Annotated in this window: 18 protein-coding genes; 10 read left to right on the top strand and 8 right to left on the bottom strand. The window is 69.4% G+C overall.

The window, feature by feature from the left end; translation table 11 throughout:
• The first annotated feature begins 14 nt into the window (after nt 1-14).
• From QOM21_RS33795 to QOM21_RS33785, 3 genes are all read left to right on the top strand, one after another.
• Nucleotides 15-392 carry a hypothetical protein gene (locus tag QOM21_RS33795; protein ID WP_407554810.1) on the top strand — a complete coding sequence of 126 codons (378 nt, stop codon included), beginning with the start codon at nt 15-17 and terminating at the stop codon, nt 390-392.
• Nucleotides 393-736: 344 nt separating this feature from the next.
• Entirely contained in the window at nt 737-2,026 is a 1,290-nt protein-coding gene (locus tag QOM21_RS33790; protein WP_407554809.1) for an ATP-binding protein, read from the top strand.
• A 277-nt stretch (nt 2,027-2,303) separates the two neighbouring features.
• Entirely contained in the window at nt 2,304-3,509 is a 1,206-nt protein-coding gene (locus tag QOM21_RS33785; RefSeq protein ID WP_407554808.1) for a cytochrome P450, read from the top strand.
• Nucleotides 3,510-3,552: 43 nt separating this feature from the next.
• Here QOM21_RS33785 and QOM21_RS33780 read toward each other — a convergent pair whose 3' ends face one another.
• Both QOM21_RS33780 and QOM21_RS33775 read right to left on the bottom strand, forming a co-directional pair.
• Nucleotides 3,553-4,455 (bottom strand): glycoside hydrolase family 19 protein, encoded by a 903-nt coding sequence (locus tag QOM21_RS33780; RefSeq protein ID WP_407554807.1) that lies wholly within the window; start codon nt 4,453-4,455, stop codon nt 3,553-3,555.
• A gap of 338 nt (nt 4,456-4,793) precedes the next feature.
• Nucleotides 4,794-5,954 (bottom strand): glycoside hydrolase family 64 protein, encoded by a 1,161-nt coding sequence (locus QOM21_RS33775; protein WP_407555974.1) that lies wholly within the window; start codon nt 5,952-5,954, stop codon nt 4,794-4,796.
• Between the two features lie 1,091 nt (nt 5,955-7,045).
• Here QOM21_RS33775 and QOM21_RS33770 point away from each other — a divergent pair.
• Together QOM21_RS33770 and QOM21_RS33765 are read left to right on the top strand one after the other, a co-directional pair.
• Nucleotides 7,046-7,741 (top strand): aspartate/glutamate racemase family protein, encoded by a 696-nt coding sequence (locus tag QOM21_RS33770; protein WP_407554806.1) that lies wholly within the window; start codon nt 7,046-7,048, stop codon nt 7,739-7,741.
• Nucleotides 7,742-7,891: 150 nt separating this feature from the next.
• The gene (locus QOM21_RS33765; protein ID WP_407554805.1) at nt 7,892-8,206 is read left to right on the top strand and encodes a hypothetical protein; all 315 of its coding nucleotides are present in this window, start codon (nt 7,892-7,894) and stop codon (nt 8,204-8,206) included.
• A 571-nt stretch (nt 8,207-8,777) separates the two neighbouring features.
• On the opposite strand, the gene QOM21_RS33760 is transcribed toward QOM21_RS33765, so the two are convergent.
• Nucleotides 8,778-8,999 (bottom strand): hypothetical protein, encoded by a 222-nt coding sequence (locus QOM21_RS33760; protein WP_407554804.1) that lies wholly within the window; start codon nt 8,997-8,999, stop codon nt 8,778-8,780.
• A gap of 298 nt (nt 9,000-9,297) precedes the next feature.
• A complete protein-coding gene (locus tag QOM21_RS33755; protein WP_393897054.1) occupies nt 9,298-9,528 on the bottom strand; it encodes a DUF6296 family protein in 231 nt (76 codons plus the stop codon).
• A gap of 793 nt (nt 9,529-10,321) precedes the next feature.
• Here QOM21_RS33755 and QOM21_RS33750 point away from each other — a divergent pair.
• From QOM21_RS33750 to QOM21_RS33730, 5 genes are all read left to right on the top strand, one after another.
• Complete coding sequence (locus QOM21_RS33750; RefSeq protein ID WP_407554803.1) at nt 10,322-10,723, top strand: VOC family protein; 402 nt, start codon at nt 10,322-10,324, stop codon at nt 10,721-10,723.
• 248 nt (nt 10,724-10,971) lie between these two features.
• Complete coding sequence (locus QOM21_RS33745; RefSeq protein WP_393897056.1) at nt 10,972-11,121, top strand: hypothetical protein; 150 nt, start codon at nt 10,972-10,974, stop codon at nt 11,119-11,121.
• 499 nt (nt 11,122-11,620) lie between these two features.
• The gene (locus QOM21_RS33740; protein ID WP_407554802.1) at nt 11,621-12,208 is read left to right on the top strand and encodes a hypothetical protein; all 588 of its coding nucleotides are present in this window, start codon (nt 11,621-11,623) and stop codon (nt 12,206-12,208) included.
• A 156-nt stretch (nt 12,209-12,364) separates the two neighbouring features.
• Nucleotides 12,365-13,156: an alpha-ketoglutarate-dependent dioxygenase AlkB family protein gene (locus QOM21_RS33735; RefSeq protein ID WP_407554801.1), complete on the top strand. Its 792-nt coding sequence runs from the start codon at nt 12,365-12,367 to the stop codon at nt 13,154-13,156.
• A 73-nt stretch (nt 13,157-13,229) separates the two neighbouring features.
• Nucleotides 13,230-13,484: a DUF2277 domain-containing protein gene (locus tag QOM21_RS33730; RefSeq protein ID WP_407554800.1), complete on the top strand. Its 255-nt coding sequence runs from the start codon at nt 13,230-13,232 to the stop codon at nt 13,482-13,484.
• Nucleotides 13,485-13,553: 69 nt separating this feature from the next.
• Here the strand turns inward: QOM21_RS33730 and QOM21_RS33725 are convergent, their stop codons facing one another.
• The 4 genes from QOM21_RS33725 to QOM21_RS33710 form a co-directional block, all read right to left on the bottom strand.
• Complete coding sequence (locus QOM21_RS33725; RefSeq protein ID WP_407555973.1) at nt 13,554-14,399, bottom strand: endonuclease/exonuclease/phosphatase family protein; 846 nt, start codon at nt 14,397-14,399, stop codon at nt 13,554-13,556.
• A gap of 265 nt (nt 14,400-14,664) precedes the next feature.
• Nucleotides 14,665-15,282, bottom strand: coding sequence for a flavin reductase family protein (locus tag QOM21_RS33720; protein WP_407554799.1), 618 nt, complete (start codon nt 15,280-15,282; stop codon nt 14,665-14,667).
• A 574-nt stretch (nt 15,283-15,856) separates the two neighbouring features.
• On the bottom strand, nt 15,857-16,198 hold the full coding sequence (locus tag QOM21_RS33715; protein ID WP_407554798.1) for a hypothetical protein: 342 nt from the start codon (nt 16,196-16,198) through the stop codon (nt 15,857-15,859).
• A 169-nt stretch (nt 16,199-16,367) separates the two neighbouring features.
• The gene (locus tag QOM21_RS33710) at nt 16,368-16,736 is read right to left on the bottom strand and encodes a hypothetical protein (RefSeq protein ID WP_407554797.1); all 369 of its coding nucleotides are present in this window, start codon (nt 16,734-16,736) and stop codon (nt 16,368-16,370) included.
• Nucleotides 16,737-17,407: the final 671 nt, after the last annotated feature.

The raw sequence follows: 17,407 nt of genomic DNA, 5'->3' as shown, positions 1-17,407 counted from the left end.
ACCGAGGGAGCCACATGACGAAGCACCGCAAGTCCTCGCAGCCGAAGATGGGCGAAGGCCCCAGCAGGCACAAGGGTTCCGACCAGCACGGCTGGTCGCCCGACATCGACGAGGCGAAGCAGCAGAAGAACCCGAGCGCGGAACGTTCCTTCGACCCCCAGCGCCACGCCCCCGACAGCCCGCCCCGCAGGGAGACCGCGGAGGAGGACAAGGTGCCGCCGGCAAGCGAGGTCAAGAGCACATCGCGCAGCGGTGAGCGGATCGCCGCCAAGGAGAGCGAGAAAGGCATGCGGGACACCGGCGAGAAGGGCCCGTCCCGGCGTCCCAGCGGGCGCAAGGACGCCGAGGCCCATACGGGTGTCGACCCGCAGAACCCCAAGCGCAACCCGTGACCCGCCCCGGGGCCCCACGGCCCCGGCACCGTACGCAGCACCCCGAGCCGGCACGAGGGCCGGACGCCGGCTGACCGCAACCGCAGATCGGCATCGGCAGGTCGCCAACAGGCCACCAGCAGGACCGGGAGAAGCGCCCGGCCGCGAAGAGCGGCCGGGCGCTTCCCGTGCCCACGGACGAACCGGCCCGCACCCGCAGCCCGCCTCCGGCCCATGGCGCACGCCCGTCCCTGGCTACATACGGAACGTAGAATCCGCCCGCCCGGATTGTTCATCGCGGAGCAGGACCCCCTCACCCCCCGCCCCTAGCCTCACTGCAACATCACCAACGAGGGGCGGTACCGGTGAACTGGCTCATCCACGACTACCGCGAGAACGATCTCGCCGAAGTGGTCCACCTCATCGACTCCACGGCCGAGCTCGGTCAGGAGTCGGTCTTCTCGCTCGCCGAATGCATCAGCGCCCTGACCTCCCGGCAGCCCGCGGTGGTGGCCGTCCACCAGGGAGTGCCCATCGGCACGGCGCTGGCCTGCGTGGCCGGTGAGCGGGGCTGGGTGATGCGGATCGCGATCTCCTCCGCCTGGCGCGGCCGGGGGCTGGCGAGCGCGTTGCTGGTGGAGCTGGAGCGGCGGCTGATCGCCGCCCGGGTGAGCCGTATCGCCTATGTCCTCCCCGAGGAGGATCTGCTCGGGGAGGGCCTGCTCAACGCCGGCTACACCCGGCAGCCCGCCGTGGCCTACTTCGAGAAGGTCGAACCGCACCACGGCCCTTCGGCGAGCCTCCTGGACGACCTGGGCGGCCGGTTCCTGCCCACCGACCTGTGGGCCAAGGTGGCCGGCATGGAGTCGGAGAAGGACCTGATCGAACGGCGTGTCGTGCTGCCCCTGGCGGAACCGGAGCGGGCGGCCCGCCACGGCGTCCGGCCACCTCGCGCCATCGCCCTGTTCGGCCCCCCGGGCACCGGAAAGACGACCTTCGCCCGGGGTATCGCCTCCAAGCTCGGCTGGCCCTTCGTGGAGCTGCTGCCCTCCCGGCTTGCCGATGAGGGCAATCTCGCGGCGGCGCTGCGCACCGCGTTCGCGCGCATCGCGGAGCTGGAGCGGGTCCTGGTCTTCATCGACGAGGTCGAGGAGATCGCACCGGTACGCAGCGAGCCCGCGCAGCCGGGGGGCCTGCACGGCGTCACCAACGAACTCCTCAAGCTCATACCCGGGTTCCGCGAGCGCGACGAGCGGCTCCTGGTGTGCGCGACCAACTCCATCCGCTCCCTCGACCCGGCGTTTCTGCGTCCCGGCCGCTTCGACTACCTGATCCCGATCGGCACGCCGGACGCGGCCGCCCGGTCGGCGATCTGGGCGCGGTACACGGACGGCCGGGCCGAGGTGGACGTGGCGGCCCTGGTGGCGGCCACGGAGCTGTTCACGCCCGCCGACATCGAGCACGCGGCCCGGATCGCGGCCCAGGCGTCGTTCGAAAGGGACCTGGAGTCGATCGGTCTGGGAGCGGGCGCGACGGGCCGCCTCGGCGCCGGTACCGAGGACTATCTCGCCGCCATCGCCCGGTGCCGGCCGACCGTCACCCCCGCGATGATCGACGAGTTCGACGCGGACATCACCGCCCACGCCCGCTGCTAGACGGACGGGCGCCCTGCGGAACACTTCCCTGGGGCGCCCCGCACCCACAACCCTGAACGCCCCTCCCTCACCACGGAGTTGACCGATCCCGAAAGGCCACCGCTACACCCCTCCACGGGCCCGACGCCCGCCCTGCGGAGGACATCGGGCGCACTACGGACGGAGGACACGACCGGGCACGCCTCCTCCGCCGGGCCGATGCCCTGCTCCGGGCCCCGCGCGTACGGTGACGTGCAGCGTCGAGTGGGGCGCGTCATCGAGAGAAGCGGGGCAGCGCATGTCGGAGATCGTCGACCTGGGCGCTTACGGCACGGACTTCACCAGGGACCCCTATCCGTATTACGCCAAGTTGCGTGCCCAAGGGCCCGTGCACCGCGCGCGGATTCCCGAGGTCCAGGACATGTGGCTGGTCGTCGGCTACGAAGCCGTCCGCTCCGCGCTCACCGACCCCCGTCTGACGAAGGACCTGCGCAATTCCGGGCTGTACGACGCCGGCGCCGGTGATTCGCCGCTGTTCACCCACATGCTGGACTCCGACCCGCCGCACCACACCCGACTGCGGAAGCTGGTGGCCAGGGAGTTCACCTCCCGTCGCGTCGAGGCGCTGCGGCCGCGGGTGCAGCAGATCACCGACGAGCTGCTCGACGCGATGCTCGCCGCCCCCGACGGCCGCGCGGACCTCGTGGAGGCGCTCGCCTTCCCCCTGCCGATGACCGTCATCTGCGAACTCATCGGCGTCCCGGACATCGACCGGGAGGATTTCCGCGCCTGGTCGAACGAGCTCGTCGCCCCGACCGCGCCGGAGGCGACCCAGGCGGCCACCGAGGCGATGACCGCGTACCTCGTCCGCCTCATCGAGGACAAACGCCAAGAGCCGGGCGAGGACCTGCTCAGCGCCCTGATCCGCACCAGTGACGAGGACGGTGACCAGCTGTCCCGCGACGAGCTGGTCGGCATGGCGTTCCTGCTGCTGGTCGCCGGGCACGAGACGACAGTCAGCCTGCTGGCCAACGGCGTCCGTGCGCTGCTGAGCCACCCCGATCAGCTTGCCGCGCTGCGGGCCGACCCCTCCCTCCTCGACAACGCCGTGGAGGAGATGCTGCGCTACGACGGTCCGGTGGAGACGTCCACCTTCCGCTTCACCTCTGAACCTGTCGAGATCGGCGGCACGGTGATTCCCGCCCGGCAGCCGGTGCTTGTCGTGCTCGCCTCCGCATCCCGTGACCCCGAACGCTTTCTCGCCGCCGACGACTTCGACATCACCCGCGAGCCCCGCGGCCATGTCGCCTTCGGCCACGGCATCCACTTCTGCCTCGGCGCCCCGCTGGCCCGCCTGGAGGCCCGTATCGCCCTTCGCGCGCTGCTGGACCGCTGCCCCGACCTCGCCTTGGACTCGGACCCGGACGCCCTGAACTGGCGCACCGGCATGCTCATCCGGGGCCCGGAGCAGCTCCCCATCCGCTGGACGGAGCCGAGCGCGTAACACGCGCCGCGGCCCCGTCCGTCCCCCCGTCCCGCCGGCCCCGTCAGCAGCTCAGGTTGCCGCCGGGAGTGGTGCCCAGGATCTGTACGAAGTTCTGGTAGCTGTTGATCCGGCTCTGCACCTGGTCGGGGTTGCCGCCGTTGCACTCGATCGATCCGTTGATGCTGCGGATCGTCTCGCCGAAGCCGGCTCCGCTGACCATCGCCTGATGCGGCGTCATGGTGCCGGGGCCGGTCTGGGTGTTCCAGTACCAGAGGGCGGTCTTCCAGGCGACGGCGGAGTCCTGCTCGACCAGGTAGGGGTTGTTCAGCAGGTCGATGCCCAGGGCGTCACCCGCCGCCTTGTAGTTGAAGTTCCAGCTGAGCTGGATGGGGCCGCGGCCGTAATACGCCGCCTGACCGGCCGGGCAGCCGTACGGCTGGCTGGCGTCGCAGTAGTGTGGGTAGTTCCCGGTGTTCTGCTCCACGATGTGGACCAGGCCGCCGGTCTCGTGGCTGACGTTCGCCAGGAAGGCCGCGGCCTCCTGCCGCTTGACGGTGTCGCTCCCGGTGTTCGCGAATTCCGGGTAGGCGCTGAGCGCGGCCGTCAGACCGCTGTAGGTGTAGAACGCGTTCCGGTTCGGGAACATCTGGTTGAACTGCGCCTCGCTGACGACGAACCCCTCGGCCGACGCGTCGGCGGCGGCCGCCCCGTTGGCTCCAGGAGCGGCACAGGTCCCCAGGTCCGACCAGGCAGCGCCGTGTCCGGGCGCCTGACTGTGACTCCGCTGCCGCGCGGACCAGTTGTGACCGTCGTACGACGTGGTCTTCCCGCCGGTGTAAGTGGCGGACGCGTCCCACGACGGGGCGCAGCCGGCCGCGGCCGCCGCCGGCACGGCGGGCACGAAGAGGGCTACGCCCGCCGCCACGGTGGCGGCACTCAGCACTGCGGCAATACGTGATTTCATCGCGTGACTCCTTCGCGAGACCGATCCCCTGAGGGAGGACGGCCCGCATGTGGGGGGGGAAGTGGGAGGCGGAGGCGATTCGTTGGCGGTCTGCACCACGCGGTCCGGCACGCGAGAGCAGAGAGACATCGATCGACCCCCGCACGCCGGCGGAAGGTCTCCTGGGCGGCAGGGCACGACCAATATCCCGCCGCACAAGTGAAGATGCGGTCTAGACCAACGCCCTTAGGCTATGACCGCTCCGGCGAGCATGTCCATACCAATGGCGCCCGAAAGGCGGCCGGTTCGGTGGTCGGTCCGCCCCAAGCAGGCCGGGCCGACCGCCGTGGCACCGCCGGTCAGCTGAAGGGGTCCAGCGTGATGGTGGCCTGCTGGGGGTTCCCGTCGTGGACCAGCGACTCGTGATTGCCGACATCGTCGAAGGCGAAGGCGTACGCCTTGCCGTCGGCCATCTGCGCGTGAATCGTGCGGGCATAGTGGTTGGTCACCGCGTCCTGATAGAAGTCCGCGGAACCGGCGTCCGGCTGGTGGGAATTGGTCAGCAGCGTGGACCGGTTGAAACCGGCGCACAGCGTGCGGGAGATCGGACCGCGCACCAGGTCGTTCGGCGCGTCCAGCAGCTTGTAGCAGCCGAAGATGCTGTCCGCGTCCGGCTTCTGGAAGGACGTGACGACGGCTCCGGAGCTGTTCGTGAAGTTCATGACGTTGCCGGAGACCCGGCCGTAGTACGTGGTGTTCGGCTGGTCCGCGAACGGCGTCACCGTCAGGGTCGAGCCGGCGTACTTGCTCCACACTCGGTCGATGTAGTCGCTCATGACGGATGCGGGCAGGGCACCGGACTCGATCCCGTGACCAGGAGCGAGGGCACGCAGGACCGTCCCGTCGGAGCGGGTCTGGATCAGACCGGACCAGCCGCCCGGCTGCTGCTTGAGGGCGTTGAAGAACCCGTTGTAGCCACCGGGCTTGAGGTGCCCGGTACTCGCGGTCGTCCCGTCCGCACGTTGCACGCCGACCGCGTAGGGAGCCGAGAACATGTCGACCTGTGTGCTGTTGAGCCACAGCCCGGCGTCGTTGAGCGTGTACTCCGACCAGTTGAAGAGGATGTCCCTGTTGGGATCGCTCGGATTCTGCACCGCGGGCTGCACGAGACCGCCCGTCGTCAGCTTGAAGACGAGCTTCTGGCCGTAGGAGAAGTAGATCCGGCCGGAGAACTTCGGCATGCGGATGGTCAGGGAGCTGCCGTTGGCCGGCCCCGCGATCGACGCGTCAGGGGCGGGAGTCGGCGGATTGCCGCCCGCCGGCCATGGGTGGAACGTACCGCTCGCATCCGCCCAGCCCTGCTGCCCCGTGGCGAGCAGGGTGCCGATGTTGTAGACGTAAATCTGCTCACTGCGACCGGAGTTGTTGGTGAACCGGAGCGGGATGGTCTCGGGCACCGCCGCCTCGGTGGACGCCACCGGCTCGGGCGTCACCGCCTCGGCGGGGGTGGCCGCCACCATTCCCGCGGCGAAGATCACCGCGGCGGCCAGGGATCTGAGCACTTTGGGTAAGGCCGGCACATCGTCCTCCTCATCGGTCGAACTCACCAGGGCTGGAGCGTGCGGCGCGGATCTTCGGCGCGGGGAGGCCTGGCGCACAGCACGAGCGGGCCGGCCAACGAACCAAGTACGCGCCTGCCCGCCCGCGCCGAATGAGAGCGCTCTCATTCATGCGACCCCAGAATCACCCCATGCGATGAGACCGTCAAGAGAAAGCACTGAAGACACCAACTCGGCGCGTACAGCACGCACTTCACGCCACCGTCAGCAGGTCGAGCCGACGCTCCCCGTGTCGCCTCTCCCCCACGGCCACCACCACGCGGGGCATTCCCCCCGTCCGCCTGTCATCGCATCTGGCTGCCTCGACGCCACTCGCGGGCTCTAGGGCGTGTCCGCAAAGTCCCGCCGTCCGCCCGTAGGGCGGGGTCCGCGGCGTCCGGTGCGTGCGATCGCAAGACGGAGGGTCGTCCTCGTAGTGGGTCTACGTGGGCGATCCCGACAACGCAGCGAGCGTGCGTGCCAGGCGTCGCGGGCCAGGCGGGACTTTGCGGACAGGCCCTAGGACGCCGTGGCCACCGACAGGCGACGCACACTCAGCGACGGGCCGGGCGCCCTGACCTCTTAACCGGGGGATGCGATCGAGACCCGTCGAACTCGTACGGGATCCCGGGGCGGACCGGTCGCCGATATCGGATGCGGCCCCCGGCCGCCCAACGCCAGACCTGCACTCGCTCGGCCTCTCCACGTACGGAACCGGTCTGCCGGTCGTCCGAGCCGCCATCCGCAGGCCGCGCTCCAAGCCGGCGACGTGCCGCAACCCCTCTCGGAGCCATGCGGCGACCCCGCGCCCCCTCGACCTCCACCGGCAGCGGACGCCATATCGCCGAGCTGCTGTAGCAGGCAGGGCTCACCGTGGGCGCCCATCTGCTGCGCGAGGGCAGCGAGACGACCGCCGCAGGCATTTCTGCCTGCCCGAAGGCCGCCTGACGCCGACCGAACCCGACCCGCACGGCCGCGCGACCGAGCCGGGGGCTGTGTGCGAGAGTGGCCGGATGAAGACGATCGGGCTGCTCGGCGGCATGAGTTGGGAGTCCACCGCGGAGTACTACCGGCTGCTGAACCAGCTGACGCGGGAGCGCTTGGGTGGGCTCCACTCCGCGAAGTGTGTCCTGTATTCGGTGGACTTCGCGGAGATCGAACAGCTGCAGGTCGCGGGACGGTGGAACGAGGCCTCCGCGGTACTCGCCGAGGCGGCCACGTCCCTCGAAGCCGCGGGCGCGGACATGCTGCTGCTCTGCACCAACACCATGCACAAGGTCGCCGATCCGGTAGCCGCCGCGGTCGGCATCCCGTTGCTGCACCTCGCGGACACCACCGCGGACGCGGTCCGCGCGGAGGGCCTGCGCCGCGTCGGCCTGCTGGGCACCGCATTCACCATGGAACAGGATTTCTATCGCGGCCGTCTGGAGTCCCACGCTCTCGACGTGCTCGTCCCGGACGCCACCGGCCGCGGCACCGTCCACCGGGTGATCTACGAAGAACTCTGCCGCGGCATCGTCCGTGAGGAGTCCCGGCAGGCGTACACGGCCGTCATCAGGGATCTTGTCGCTGCGGGCGCCGAAGGCATCGTGCTGGGCTGCACCGAGATCGAGCTTCTCCTACGGCCGCAGGACAGCCCCGTCCCCCTTTTCCCGACCACCAGGCTGCACGCTGAGGCAGCCGTGAGCCGGGCCCTCGCCGAGCGCTGACGGCCCGCTCACCACAACATTCCGCGGCATCGACGGGCACGCCAACTGTCGTAACGCCACAGATCCTTGGGCCCGGACGGGCCCCGGAGATCCGGCGGGTACCCTGACGTCGTGTCGCGCAGCGAGTTAGAACGACTGGCAAGAATCCGGATGCAGGTGACCGGTGAGTCGCTCGAACGCGCCCTGGCCGCGCTCATGGGACAGACCGCCGGGTCCGCCCCTGAGGCGGAGGATGACGCTCCGCAGTCCGAGGAGGTCCCGGAGCACGAGGACACCCCGCGCCTGGAGGACGTCTCACTGCGCGAAGACGTCCAGAGGCCCACCGAGGACGGTCAGCGGCTCATCGAGGACGTTCGGGAGACGGACGAGGACTCCGCGGCGGCGGCCCAGGAACGGGACCAGGAGCGCCCGACGCCGGGCGTGGGTCGGAAGCGGCCGTCGCGGTCGCATCTGCGCGGCCTCTAGCCCAGGCGGGCGAGCAGGACGTCGACCGCGGCGAGCGACGTGGGCGCATCCCGAGAGTCGACAAATTCGACGCCTTGGACACCTTGGACACGCGGACGGCCCGGGCACCTTCAAAACCGAGGTACTGCGCATCGGCTACGTCGGCTGGGCGCGTATCACGCACCGCATCGCCCGCAAAAGCCCGCAATGCCCGCACAGGCGTGGCAGCAGGCCCAATGGCTGCCCCAGGGGACGTGCTCAGGTGCTCAGGCGCTGCTCGTCGCCGCCGTGAAGGACAAGGGTGAGCGCGATGCTCACGAGCGGCGGTGCTTGCGAGCGCCGGAATCCGCGCTCGGCACCGGGGAGCCTTCCGCCGGGACCGCGTCGAAGTCCGGGGCCTGGAAGGGGTTCGTAGAAGGAGTGGGCGAGCCGGTGGTGGCCGGGACGGGCGCCGGTTCCGGCGAGGAGAACGGTGTGTTCGTGTCGATGGGACGACTCCCCTTTCCGCAGGGGTTCGAGGGCAGGACATGCCTCAAGGGCCGGGCCGGGGGGAGGGGTCTTGCCTGCTCTCCTCGGCCGTGGCCCGGCCGTCCTAGAGGTTGGTCAGCTTGGCGTACGGGCTGGTGATCCGCTCCTGCATCGAGCCGAAATCGACGATGACCGCGATTCCTTCCTCGACGCCGGTTACCCGGCCGAGGCCGTACACATCGTGGGTGACCCGGTTTCCTATGGCGAAGCTCTTGAGAGGCGGCGCAACCGGGGCTTTGAAGGGGCTGGTGGGCAGAGGGCGCTTGGTTACCGCTGGCTTTGTCATTGGGACCAGTATGCGCCTGCCGGAGCCTCCTGTGAGCCCGTGCACTGCGTGAACCTCGCCCACGGGCTCATTTACCGCCCCTGGACACGCACCCCCCTGCGCCCGAAAAGATGGCATTTAGACCTATCCGACGTCGGGTGTAACCGCCCGGCGCACGCTCCCCGGGATGCCCGCAGTCCTTGAAGTTGATCTCCGGAATTTGCCGACAGCGATGCACCGGAGCCGCTTTTCCATCGACTCCCGGACGGGACGGCACCAAAAAAGCCCGACCGCGTTGGTTCACCCGTGTCTGGCGCCCCTAGGGGGTGAGGGGGCGCGCCAGGAGAGGCGTCCGGAGCACCTGGTGCCCGCCGCTTGCCAGCATGCGCACCTCCGCCCGGTCGCTGATCTCCGCGCGAACGATCCCCGAATCATCTTCGTAGACGGGGTACCCGCCCGCGCCCGCCTTGTCCGTACGCCGGACGATCACCACGTCGTCTTCCACGGCGGGGGCTTGAAATATCAATTCGTAGCTTTCCGGGTATTCCATCGGGGCCTCCCGACATGGCTCTGCGCAGGCCCGCCGCGCCGCTCCCCTGCGGTCGCCACACGCCGCTGTACCTCGGTGTTTCCATCGTCCCGCACGCCCGCCCTTGCCGCCTCATCTGCACGGAAATCGGGAAGAAGCGCGCGCCATGTTCGACCGGGGAACGGCATTCGGACCGGGGCGGCCGACCGGTGCGCAACCAGCACTCCGGCGGGCGCTCGGGCGGGGGCCTGCGGGCGGACAATCCGGTCGGCGATCGAACTTGGGCGGTCCGGGCCGAGGAAGCGGTGCGGTGTATACCCCCTCCCGGTACACCAGATCGGTTCGGGGTGCAGCGGCTTTCGGCGGTGCAGCGACCGTGGACGCGCTGAGGCGTGCCCCGCCCCCGTGCGAGGTGTGCCCCGCCCCCGTGCGCTGTCACAGGGGCGGGGCGGGTCCGAGAAGCGCCAGCAGCTCGGATAGTGACAACGCCACGGTACGGGCGACCACTGACATCGACCGGTCGGAAGGCATGCCAGGAGACGGACCGTGGGGCTAACTCGGCGTGTATCAGGAGGTGTTGAGGCGCGCAGGGCATGCGGGAGGGCTCCATCCCGGTGCCGAAACCCGGGCCGGCACGCCCGACTCGGGCGAGCAGCAACATCACCCGAAAGAGGTAACCGATACGCCGCATCGCTCCCCACCGACCGCGATGCCCTTCCTGCCATGGCACTACGTGCGTACGCTCCCTGTCCGCCGAACGAAGAAGCAGGGGCCGACAGCAGCCGGTGGCCGGGCGAAGGGACGGTGTTGCGGAGTGACGGTGGCGAATGGACAGAGTGAGGCTGGTAGACCACGTTTCTCGCTCGCCTCGGTGGTCCTGGACTGCCCGGACGCACATGCGCTCGCCGGCTTCTACCGACGGCTGCTGGGCTGGGAGGTGAAATACAGCGAGCCGGACTGGGTGGTGCTCAGAGACCCGGCCGGTGGCACCGGACTCTCGTTCCAAACCGAGGCGGGCTACGAACCGCCCGTATGGCCAGAGGTGGCCATGGCTCAGCAGAAGATGCTGCATCTCGACATTCGCGTCGCCGATCTCAACGAAGCCGGCGCGTATGCCGTCTCGGTCGGCGCGACGCAGGCACAGCACCAGCCCCAGGACGACGTCCGCGTGTTCTTCGACCCGGCGGGACACCCGTTCTGTCTGTTCCTTCGGTGAGGTGGGCGCGGGGCGGGCAAAAAACGGCGACCCGAACGCGGAGCGTGTGGAACTGACCACATGCGGGCAGCACCACGCGATGAACTCCTCTACGATCCGCGCTGGTCAGGGAGTTGGAGCGGCCGGCAAGAACACCGGCGAACGGCGCAACGGCCGCAATGGGCGACGTATGAGGCACTGAGTTGTCAGAGGCTGCCACTAGCATGTTTCGCATGCCCTTAAGCCCTTCTGACCCTAAGGATGTGTCCGTGCCTGCCTCCGAGGCCAACGAATCGATCCGCCGATTTGTGCGAGCCCGGCGCGATCTGGCGTGGACGCCTCAGGACATGGCGGAGTACGCCGGGCTGCTTGAGGTCTGGACCCTTGCCGTCCGCGCCGAGGTCGTCGAGGCAGCCTGACGGTACGTAGCGGCAGAGCGCGGCAGCGGCAGCGGCAGACGGAGGAGACAGGGCCACGGCACATACGGCTCGTGGTCGGGCTGCGGGTACGTAGGCGGCCCCGGGCCGGCGCTGGTCGGCTGAGCGGCGGCTTGCGGCTTCCGGGACCGGGATGAGCGGCAGCCACACGGTATCCGGCCGAGACAGGTAGCCGTCCGGCCGCAGTCGGCTCTGAAGAGCCCGAAACGACGGGGAAAGCCGGGACTCGGCTCCGCTTCAGCCCACGCCGCGATCCCCCGGGACGCGCGGGTCGTCCGTAGGCCCGCGACGCATCGAAATCGTCCCGGCAGCCGAGTGGCTCGCCCACCAAGACGTCTGAATTCCGCCAGCGCCCCCGGCCCTCCCTCCCGCAGGCTGAGATGGCCACGCGAGGACGGCCGACCGGCCGCAACCGGCCCGATTGGGCGCACACACCCCGCGCCTCCCCCGCCGCCTCTCGCCTCCGCCGACGGAAGCACTCATGATCACCATTGACGCAGTGAACGCCCCGCCACCGGACACGGACTCTCCACTCCTCCCACCGGAAACGGCAACCGCATACGGCGCACTGCCCTGCCCCGCCTCCCACACCGACGCGGAACTCGACGCCCTGCTCAGCCTGTTGACGGCTTCGGGCCCACCCCCGCGTACGCGCACCCGTATCCGCACAGTGGTCGTGGGGCACAGCAGAGACGCCGCGTCGCGATCCGCGGCGGCAGCCTTCGTCGAGGCATGGCGCTCGGCCGGCCTCCCGGTCCTCGCCGTGGTCCACTGGCCCGAACATGCCGCGTCCTGGCTCCGTGCCGCCGAGCGGTTCACCGCGGAAGAACCTGATGCCTGGGTCGTCGCGGCGGCACCGCTCGGATGGGCGCAGATGAGCCGCCGCCTACGCCGGAGCACCAGCTGGGACCCGGCCCGTACGTACGGCTTCGCGGCTCTCGCCGACTCCCGTCTCCCCGCGCTCACCGGGCCGGGGACCCTCCACGGCATGCGGGGGGCCACGGCGGAGGGCGGAACGTGGACCGTGGACGGCCGATGGGTCACCCGGCGCCCGCCGTCCAGCCCGTAGAGCCCGGGAGAGGGCGGTCGTGGCACGCTGAACAGGGAGCCCCTCATCACTGGCGCGGTATCGCGGCGCCGCGATACGGCGAGATCCGCCCAGGGCACGCGAAGTCGCGCCCGCGGCGCAAGCAGGGGGCAGGTCGAGAGCAGAGTCGAGGAGCAGATGACCACGCCACTTCCCGGATTCGAGGACTTCGGGCAGCTCGACGACTCCACGAGCGGAACGACCAGCGCCGAACGCGGCTCCCCCGGCTCCGGACCCGGCTCCTCCGGCACCCCGGGCGCCGGCCTGTCCGACCCCCGCCCCCATGGCGAAGCCCGCCCCCGGCTCGTCGCTGCAGGCGCCGTCCACGTCCCCGGCTGGCTGACCCTCGCCCAGCAGCGCGAGCTGGTCACCGCCTGCCGCAACTGGGCGCGCGGCCCCGCACCGATCCGGCACACCAAGCTGCCCCGGGGCGGCGTGATGTCCGTCCAGACGGTGTGTATCGGGTGGCACTGGCAGCCGTACGCGTACACCCGCACCGCCGACGACGTGAACGGCGCGCGGGTCGCGGAATTCCCTGACTGGATGGTGGCGTTGGGGCGAAAAGCCCTGGTCGCGGCGTACGAGGACGCCTCCGCGGGCGACGATTACACACCGGACACCGCACTGATCAATTTCTACGACGAGCAGGCGAAGCTCGGTATGCACCAGGACAAGGAAGAGCGGTCCGGTGCCCCGGTCGTATCCCTCAGCATCGGCGACACCTGCGTCTTCCGCTTCGGCAACACCGAGACCCGGACCAAGCCGTACACGGACGTCGAGCTGGCCTCGGGCGATCTGTTCGTCTTCGGCGGCCCGTCCCGCTTCGCCTACCACGGAGTGCCCAAAGTCCGCCCCGGCACCTGCGACCCCGCGTCCGGCCTGAACGGCGGCCGTCTCAACATCACCATGCGGGTCACGGGACTCAGCTGATCGTGCCGGTGCCGCGGAACGGGCTTATCCACAGGTCTGCCCGCTGCCACCCGTGGCGAGGCAGACTGGACACATGTGCCGCAGCATCAAGACCCTCCGCCCGCCCGCCACCCCCGAGGTCACCGACGAGGACATCCGGGCCGCGGCCTTGCAGTACGTCCGCAAGGTCTCCGGGTTCCGCGCACCGGCCGCGCACAACCGCGAGGTGTTCGACAACGCCGTGAACGCGGTCGCGGCTGCCACGCAGGACCTCCTCGACGGCCTCCAGGTACGCGGCTCCGCCACCCGCCGGCCGACCGAGCACCCACCGCACGCTCACCAACACTGACCATGCCCGATCGCCCGATCGCCCGATCGACGCAGCATCCGCTGGGCAGCCCTCGGCGCCGCGCCGCCCTCACCAATCGAGCAGCGCCTGCACCGGAAGGTGATCACTCGGGAACTGGCCGTGCTCGGAGAAGGTGTTGATCGAAGCGCGCCGCGTGCGCACCGCCGGCGAGGTGAGAATCCAGTCGATCCGGTCCCCGTCGGGCACCAGCGGCTTGTACCCATGAAAGGTGGCGTACAGCGCGCTGCGCGCCTCGGCGGTGTCCCAGCTGTCAACGAGGCCGCCCTTGAGCATCGCGTCGTAGACGGGATTCTTGTGCGCCGCCACGTTGAAGTCCCCCGTGACGATCCGCGGCACGGCAGGGTCCAGGGCGCCCAGTCGTTCCGTGATCAACGCGGCGGAGCGCTCACGCGAGTACTGGTTGAGGTGATCGAGGTGAGTGTTGAGCGCGTAGAACTCCTGGCCGGTTCCCAGGTCTCGGAAGCGGACCCAGGTAGCCATCCGTACGACGGTGTTTCCCCAGGTGGACGACCCGATCAGATACGGCGTGTCGGAGAGCCAGAAGTGGTCGTACTCGACAGGCGTGAGGCGGCGGACGTCATAGAAGACGGCCGCGAACTCGTCGCGGCTCCCGCCGCCCCGCCCCGTGCCCACCCAGTCGTAGCGCGGCCCGAGGTCGGCCGCGATGTCCCGTAGCTGCCCGTAGAGGCCCTCCTGCGTGCCGAGCAGGTGGGGTGCCTCGCGACGCAGCAGTGTGCGCATCACGGGCCGACGCTCGGCCCAGGAGTTCGGCCGGGTGTCGGCGGCGTACCGCAGGTTGAAGCTCATGACCCGCAGTCCCGGCTCATGATCGGCGGCCTCGGCCGTGCCGGAGCCGTACGCCACGACCGGTGCGGCGACGGCGCTCGCGGCCACCGCGCGCAAGGCGAATCGTCTGCTGAACGGCGCCGTCGCGGGCGCCGAATCCTGCGAGCGGACCGGGGAAGCGGAAGCGGGGGCTTCGTTCGGCACGGGAGCGGAAGCGGTCACAGCGACTCCTGGGGTCCGTTGCGCCGGCAGAGGCCGACAGCGACTGACTGCAGAGTCTCGGACTCCACGGTGAGCGGGAAGTAGCCTTCGGGACACGGCAGTTGGAACGCACGACTGCCGCCGGCCGCTCCCCCGGCCCGCTCGCATCCGGCTACCGGTCGCTGGCAGGCCCCTGCCAGTCTGCGTGCCGGATACGGGAGAGCTCCCGCACCTCGCCCATCGTGCCCCACTCGTCCTTGCCCAGCCGCGACAGGGGCTTCAGCCGGGAAATCTCCGGATGCCCGTCGACCATCACGTCGTCCGACACGACCGCGTGCACGACCCGTCCGAACACAACGGTGGAGTCCCCGATCCGGATCGTGCTGTGCACCTCGCACTCCAGCGCCACCGGCGAGGCCGCGACGCGCAGCGGCTTGACCCGCAGACCGGGCTCGGAGGCGATGCCCACCGAGTCGAACTCACTCACCCCGTGCGGAAAATCGGTAGCACTGTCATTGATCTGCTCGAAGAGGCTCTCCGGGGCGAGGTTCACCACGAATTCGCCGGTCGCCTCGATGTTCCGCAAGGTGTCCTTGCGCCCGACGGAGCTGAACTGCACGACCGGCGGCGACACGCTGGCAATGGTGAAGAAGGAGTGCGGTGCGAGGTTGTGCGTCCCGTCCGCCGACATGGTCGACACCCAAGCGATGGGCCGCGGCACCACCGTCGCCGTGAGCAGCCGGTAGAAATCGTTGCGGGGCATGGCAGCGGGATCAAAGTCAATGCGCATGGTGATCAGTATCCACACCGACGGCGACGGATCTCGCAGCGGACCGCGGTCGCCGGCCCTCCGAGCCCGACGGAAAGCGCCTGACTTCGAGGCCGCCCCGAGCAGGACCCGCCCCGTGACGACTGAGACGCTCAGCCCTCGTGCCGAGACCCGTCATCCCTTCCGGGTTCGTTCGGTCCGTCCGGTCCTCGCAGATGTCCGTGTCCCCGACCTCCACGCCAAACGCCTGTATGCGGCTGGACTGCGGCCAGCCCTCACTCCTCAGGGACGGACGCGGAATCGATGGTCGGCCGCACGTACATCCCCTGCCGCTGTCCTCGTCGATCCAGTGCCGGAACTTGGTGCGCTCGTAGCCGTCGCGGGCTTCGGCTGCTCGGGGCCGAGATCCCTACGTCAGGCCGGTGGGCCTTGGCTTGCTTACGGCGTCGCACCCGACGGGTCCGCCAGTGCCCGTAGGAGGGGCCTCCTTGCCCCCGAGGGAGCGGCCCTCCGTAAGAAGGACCGCCCCCTAAGCATGGCCCGGCTGGGGGCTCGTTTCAGCCGGGTGCTCAGCACGGCGTCCATATCCCGAAGTTCAGAGGTTCTGAACGAAGAACGTCTTACCGACCGCGCACTTCACCGAAAGCGTGGCGGCCGGCGTGGGCGGGAAGATGATGTGCGTTGCTCCTACCAGTTTTCCCTGCTGGTAGAAAGGAGCAGCCAAGGAGATGTATGACCATTCGGCATTGTCGTCGGACGAAGATGCGGTGGCGAAGTAAGCCCACGCGAGATTGTGGTAATCGCCGGCGTAGGCCCAGCCGCCGGTGCACTTTCCCTCCGTGTCGGCCGCCTGGGCAGGTGCCGCCGTGCCCAGCAGGATGCCGGTCCCCACCGCTGCGGTGGTGAGCAGGGCTCTGATGCGAGTGCGCTTCCTCATGAAGGCTCCTTTTCGATGTGCGTTGCCGATGCGGTCGGTCACCCGATCTCGCGTGATCCGTCCGGAACCTGGGCCGGTGGGGGCGCTGCGATTCGCGCAGCAAGGAAGAGCGACACGAAAGACAACCGGTCGCCGTCGGGACGGGCCGGAGGTCATTCACAGACACCGCTCAGACGTGATTGACCGAGTCCCGGGAGTAAATCTCGGCGCCCTTGGCGCATTTCATGTAGACCCATGCGGAAGGAGTAGGGAGAATGAGTACGTCGCCCCAGGTGTTGAACTCACCGGAATCATGGAACGGAACGGCCAACGAATTTTCGAACCACTCGGCGTGGTCGTTGCTTCCGCCACGAATCGAATACTCGATCTTGTAGTGCCAGAGGGCGTTGTGGAAGACGCTCACGAGCTGGTAGTCGCCGGTGCACGTACCCATATGCTCGTATCCCGGCGCGGCCACCGCCGACGTGGCGGTTCCGAGTGTTACGCAAAAGGTGGCCGCGGTGACGAATGCGGCAACGGTACGTTTCTTGAGAGACATGGATACCTTCTGTTCTTGAAGCGTCCGCAGAGCACCTCACGTGCAATGTCAGCCGCTTTACGGAACCTTCGCCGATGCCGTCCCGCTGGAGCTGAGTACTTACTGCTCAATCGCCGGGAAAATGCGGGCCCTTGGGAGGATCCGGGGCTGGAATACCTCCCGACTCCGGTCGACGTCCACATTCCGCCGGGGCCCTGCCGCCCCCGGCGGCGGCAGGGCCCCGCTCCGGTGGACGGGAGTCCGCCTGGCGGAGCGGTCGCGCGGTCGTCCTGCGGCACCTTGGGCGGCTGGGCGCTGCACCACCCGCGTTCGGTAACCCTCTACCGGCGAGGCCCGGACTCTTGCGTGTTCTCTGCCATGCGCCATAAGTTACCGAGCGGTAGCTCCGTATTCGGAGCGTCTGCTCGCCGACGTCAGGAAGGCACAGCGGCATGTCCGACGACTCTCTCGCACCCCGTGTGGCTGTCTGCCCCTCGGATTTCCGGGGCGGTGGGCTCATGAAACCGCGCAGGAGCGACAGCCGGCGTAGCCGCGATCGGATGGTTCTCGGCACGGCGGCCCTGTCGCGCGGGTACGGCGCCGGCGCGACCCGCATCGGCCGGGTGCTCGATCACAGCGGCGCGCCCCGCGGTTCGGTCCAGCGCCACTTCCCCGACGGGCGCGCTCAGTTG

Source organism: Streptomyces sp. Pv4-95 (assembly GCF_045782725.1).
Taxonomy (GTDB): domain Bacteria; phylum Actinomycetota; class Actinomycetes; order Streptomycetales; family Streptomycetaceae; genus Streptomyces.
Note: the sequence above shows the minus strand (reverse complement) of the source record. Positions and strands in the feature narration are given on the sequence as shown.

Excerpts from the sequence above, each read along its gene's own strand:
- QOM21_RS33720 (WP_407554799.1), bottom strand. The coding sequence starts at position 15,282 with ATGCGCATTGACTTTGATCCCGCTGCCATGCCCCGCAACGATTTCTAC.
- QOM21_RS33760 (WP_407554804.1), bottom strand. The coding sequence starts at position 8,999 with ATGACAAAGCCAGCGGTAACCAAGCGCCCTCTGCCCACCAGCCCCTTC.
- QOM21_RS33740 (WP_407554802.1), top strand. The coding sequence starts at position 11,621 with ATGATCACCATTGACGCAGTGAACGCCCCGCCACCGGACACGGACTCT.
- QOM21_RS33715 (WP_407554798.1), bottom strand. The coding sequence starts at position 16,198 with ATGAGGAAGCGCACTCGCATCAGAGCCCTGCTCACCACCGCAGCGGTG.
- QOM21_RS33770 (WP_407554806.1), top strand. The coding sequence starts at position 7,046 with ATGAAGACGATCGGGCTGCTCGGCGGCATGAGTTGGGAGTCCACCGCG.
- QOM21_RS33780 (WP_407554807.1), bottom strand. The coding sequence starts at position 4,455 with ATGAAATCACGTATTGCCGCAGTGCTGAGTGCCGCCACCGTGGCGGCG.
- QOM21_RS33775 (WP_407555974.1), bottom strand. The coding sequence starts at position 5,954 with ATGGTGGCGGCCACCCCCGCCGAGGCGGTGACGCCCGAGCCGGTGGCG.
- QOM21_RS33765 (WP_407554805.1), top strand. The coding sequence starts at position 7,892 with ATGCAGGTGACCGGTGAGTCGCTCGAACGCGCCCTGGCCGCGCTCATG.
- QOM21_RS33795 (WP_407554810.1), top strand. The coding sequence starts at position 15 with ATGACGAAGCACCGCAAGTCCTCGCAGCCGAAGATGGGCGAAGGCCCC.
- QOM21_RS33785 (WP_407554808.1), top strand. The coding sequence starts at position 2,304 with ATGTCGGAGATCGTCGACCTGGGCGCTTACGGCACGGACTTCACCAGG.
- QOM21_RS33710 (WP_407554797.1), bottom strand. The coding sequence starts at position 16,736 with ATGTCTCTCAAGAAACGTACCGTTGCCGCATTCGTCACCGCGGCCACC.
- QOM21_RS33730 (WP_407554800.1), top strand. The coding sequence starts at position 13,230 with ATGTGCCGCAGCATCAAGACCCTCCGCCCGCCCGCCACCCCCGAGGTC.
- QOM21_RS33755 (WP_393897054.1), bottom strand. The coding sequence starts at position 9,528 with ATGGAATACCCGGAAAGCTACGAATTGATATTTCAAGCCCCCGCCGTG.
- QOM21_RS33735 (WP_407554801.1), top strand. The coding sequence starts at position 12,365 with ATGACCACGCCACTTCCCGGATTCGAGGACTTCGGGCAGCTCGACGAC.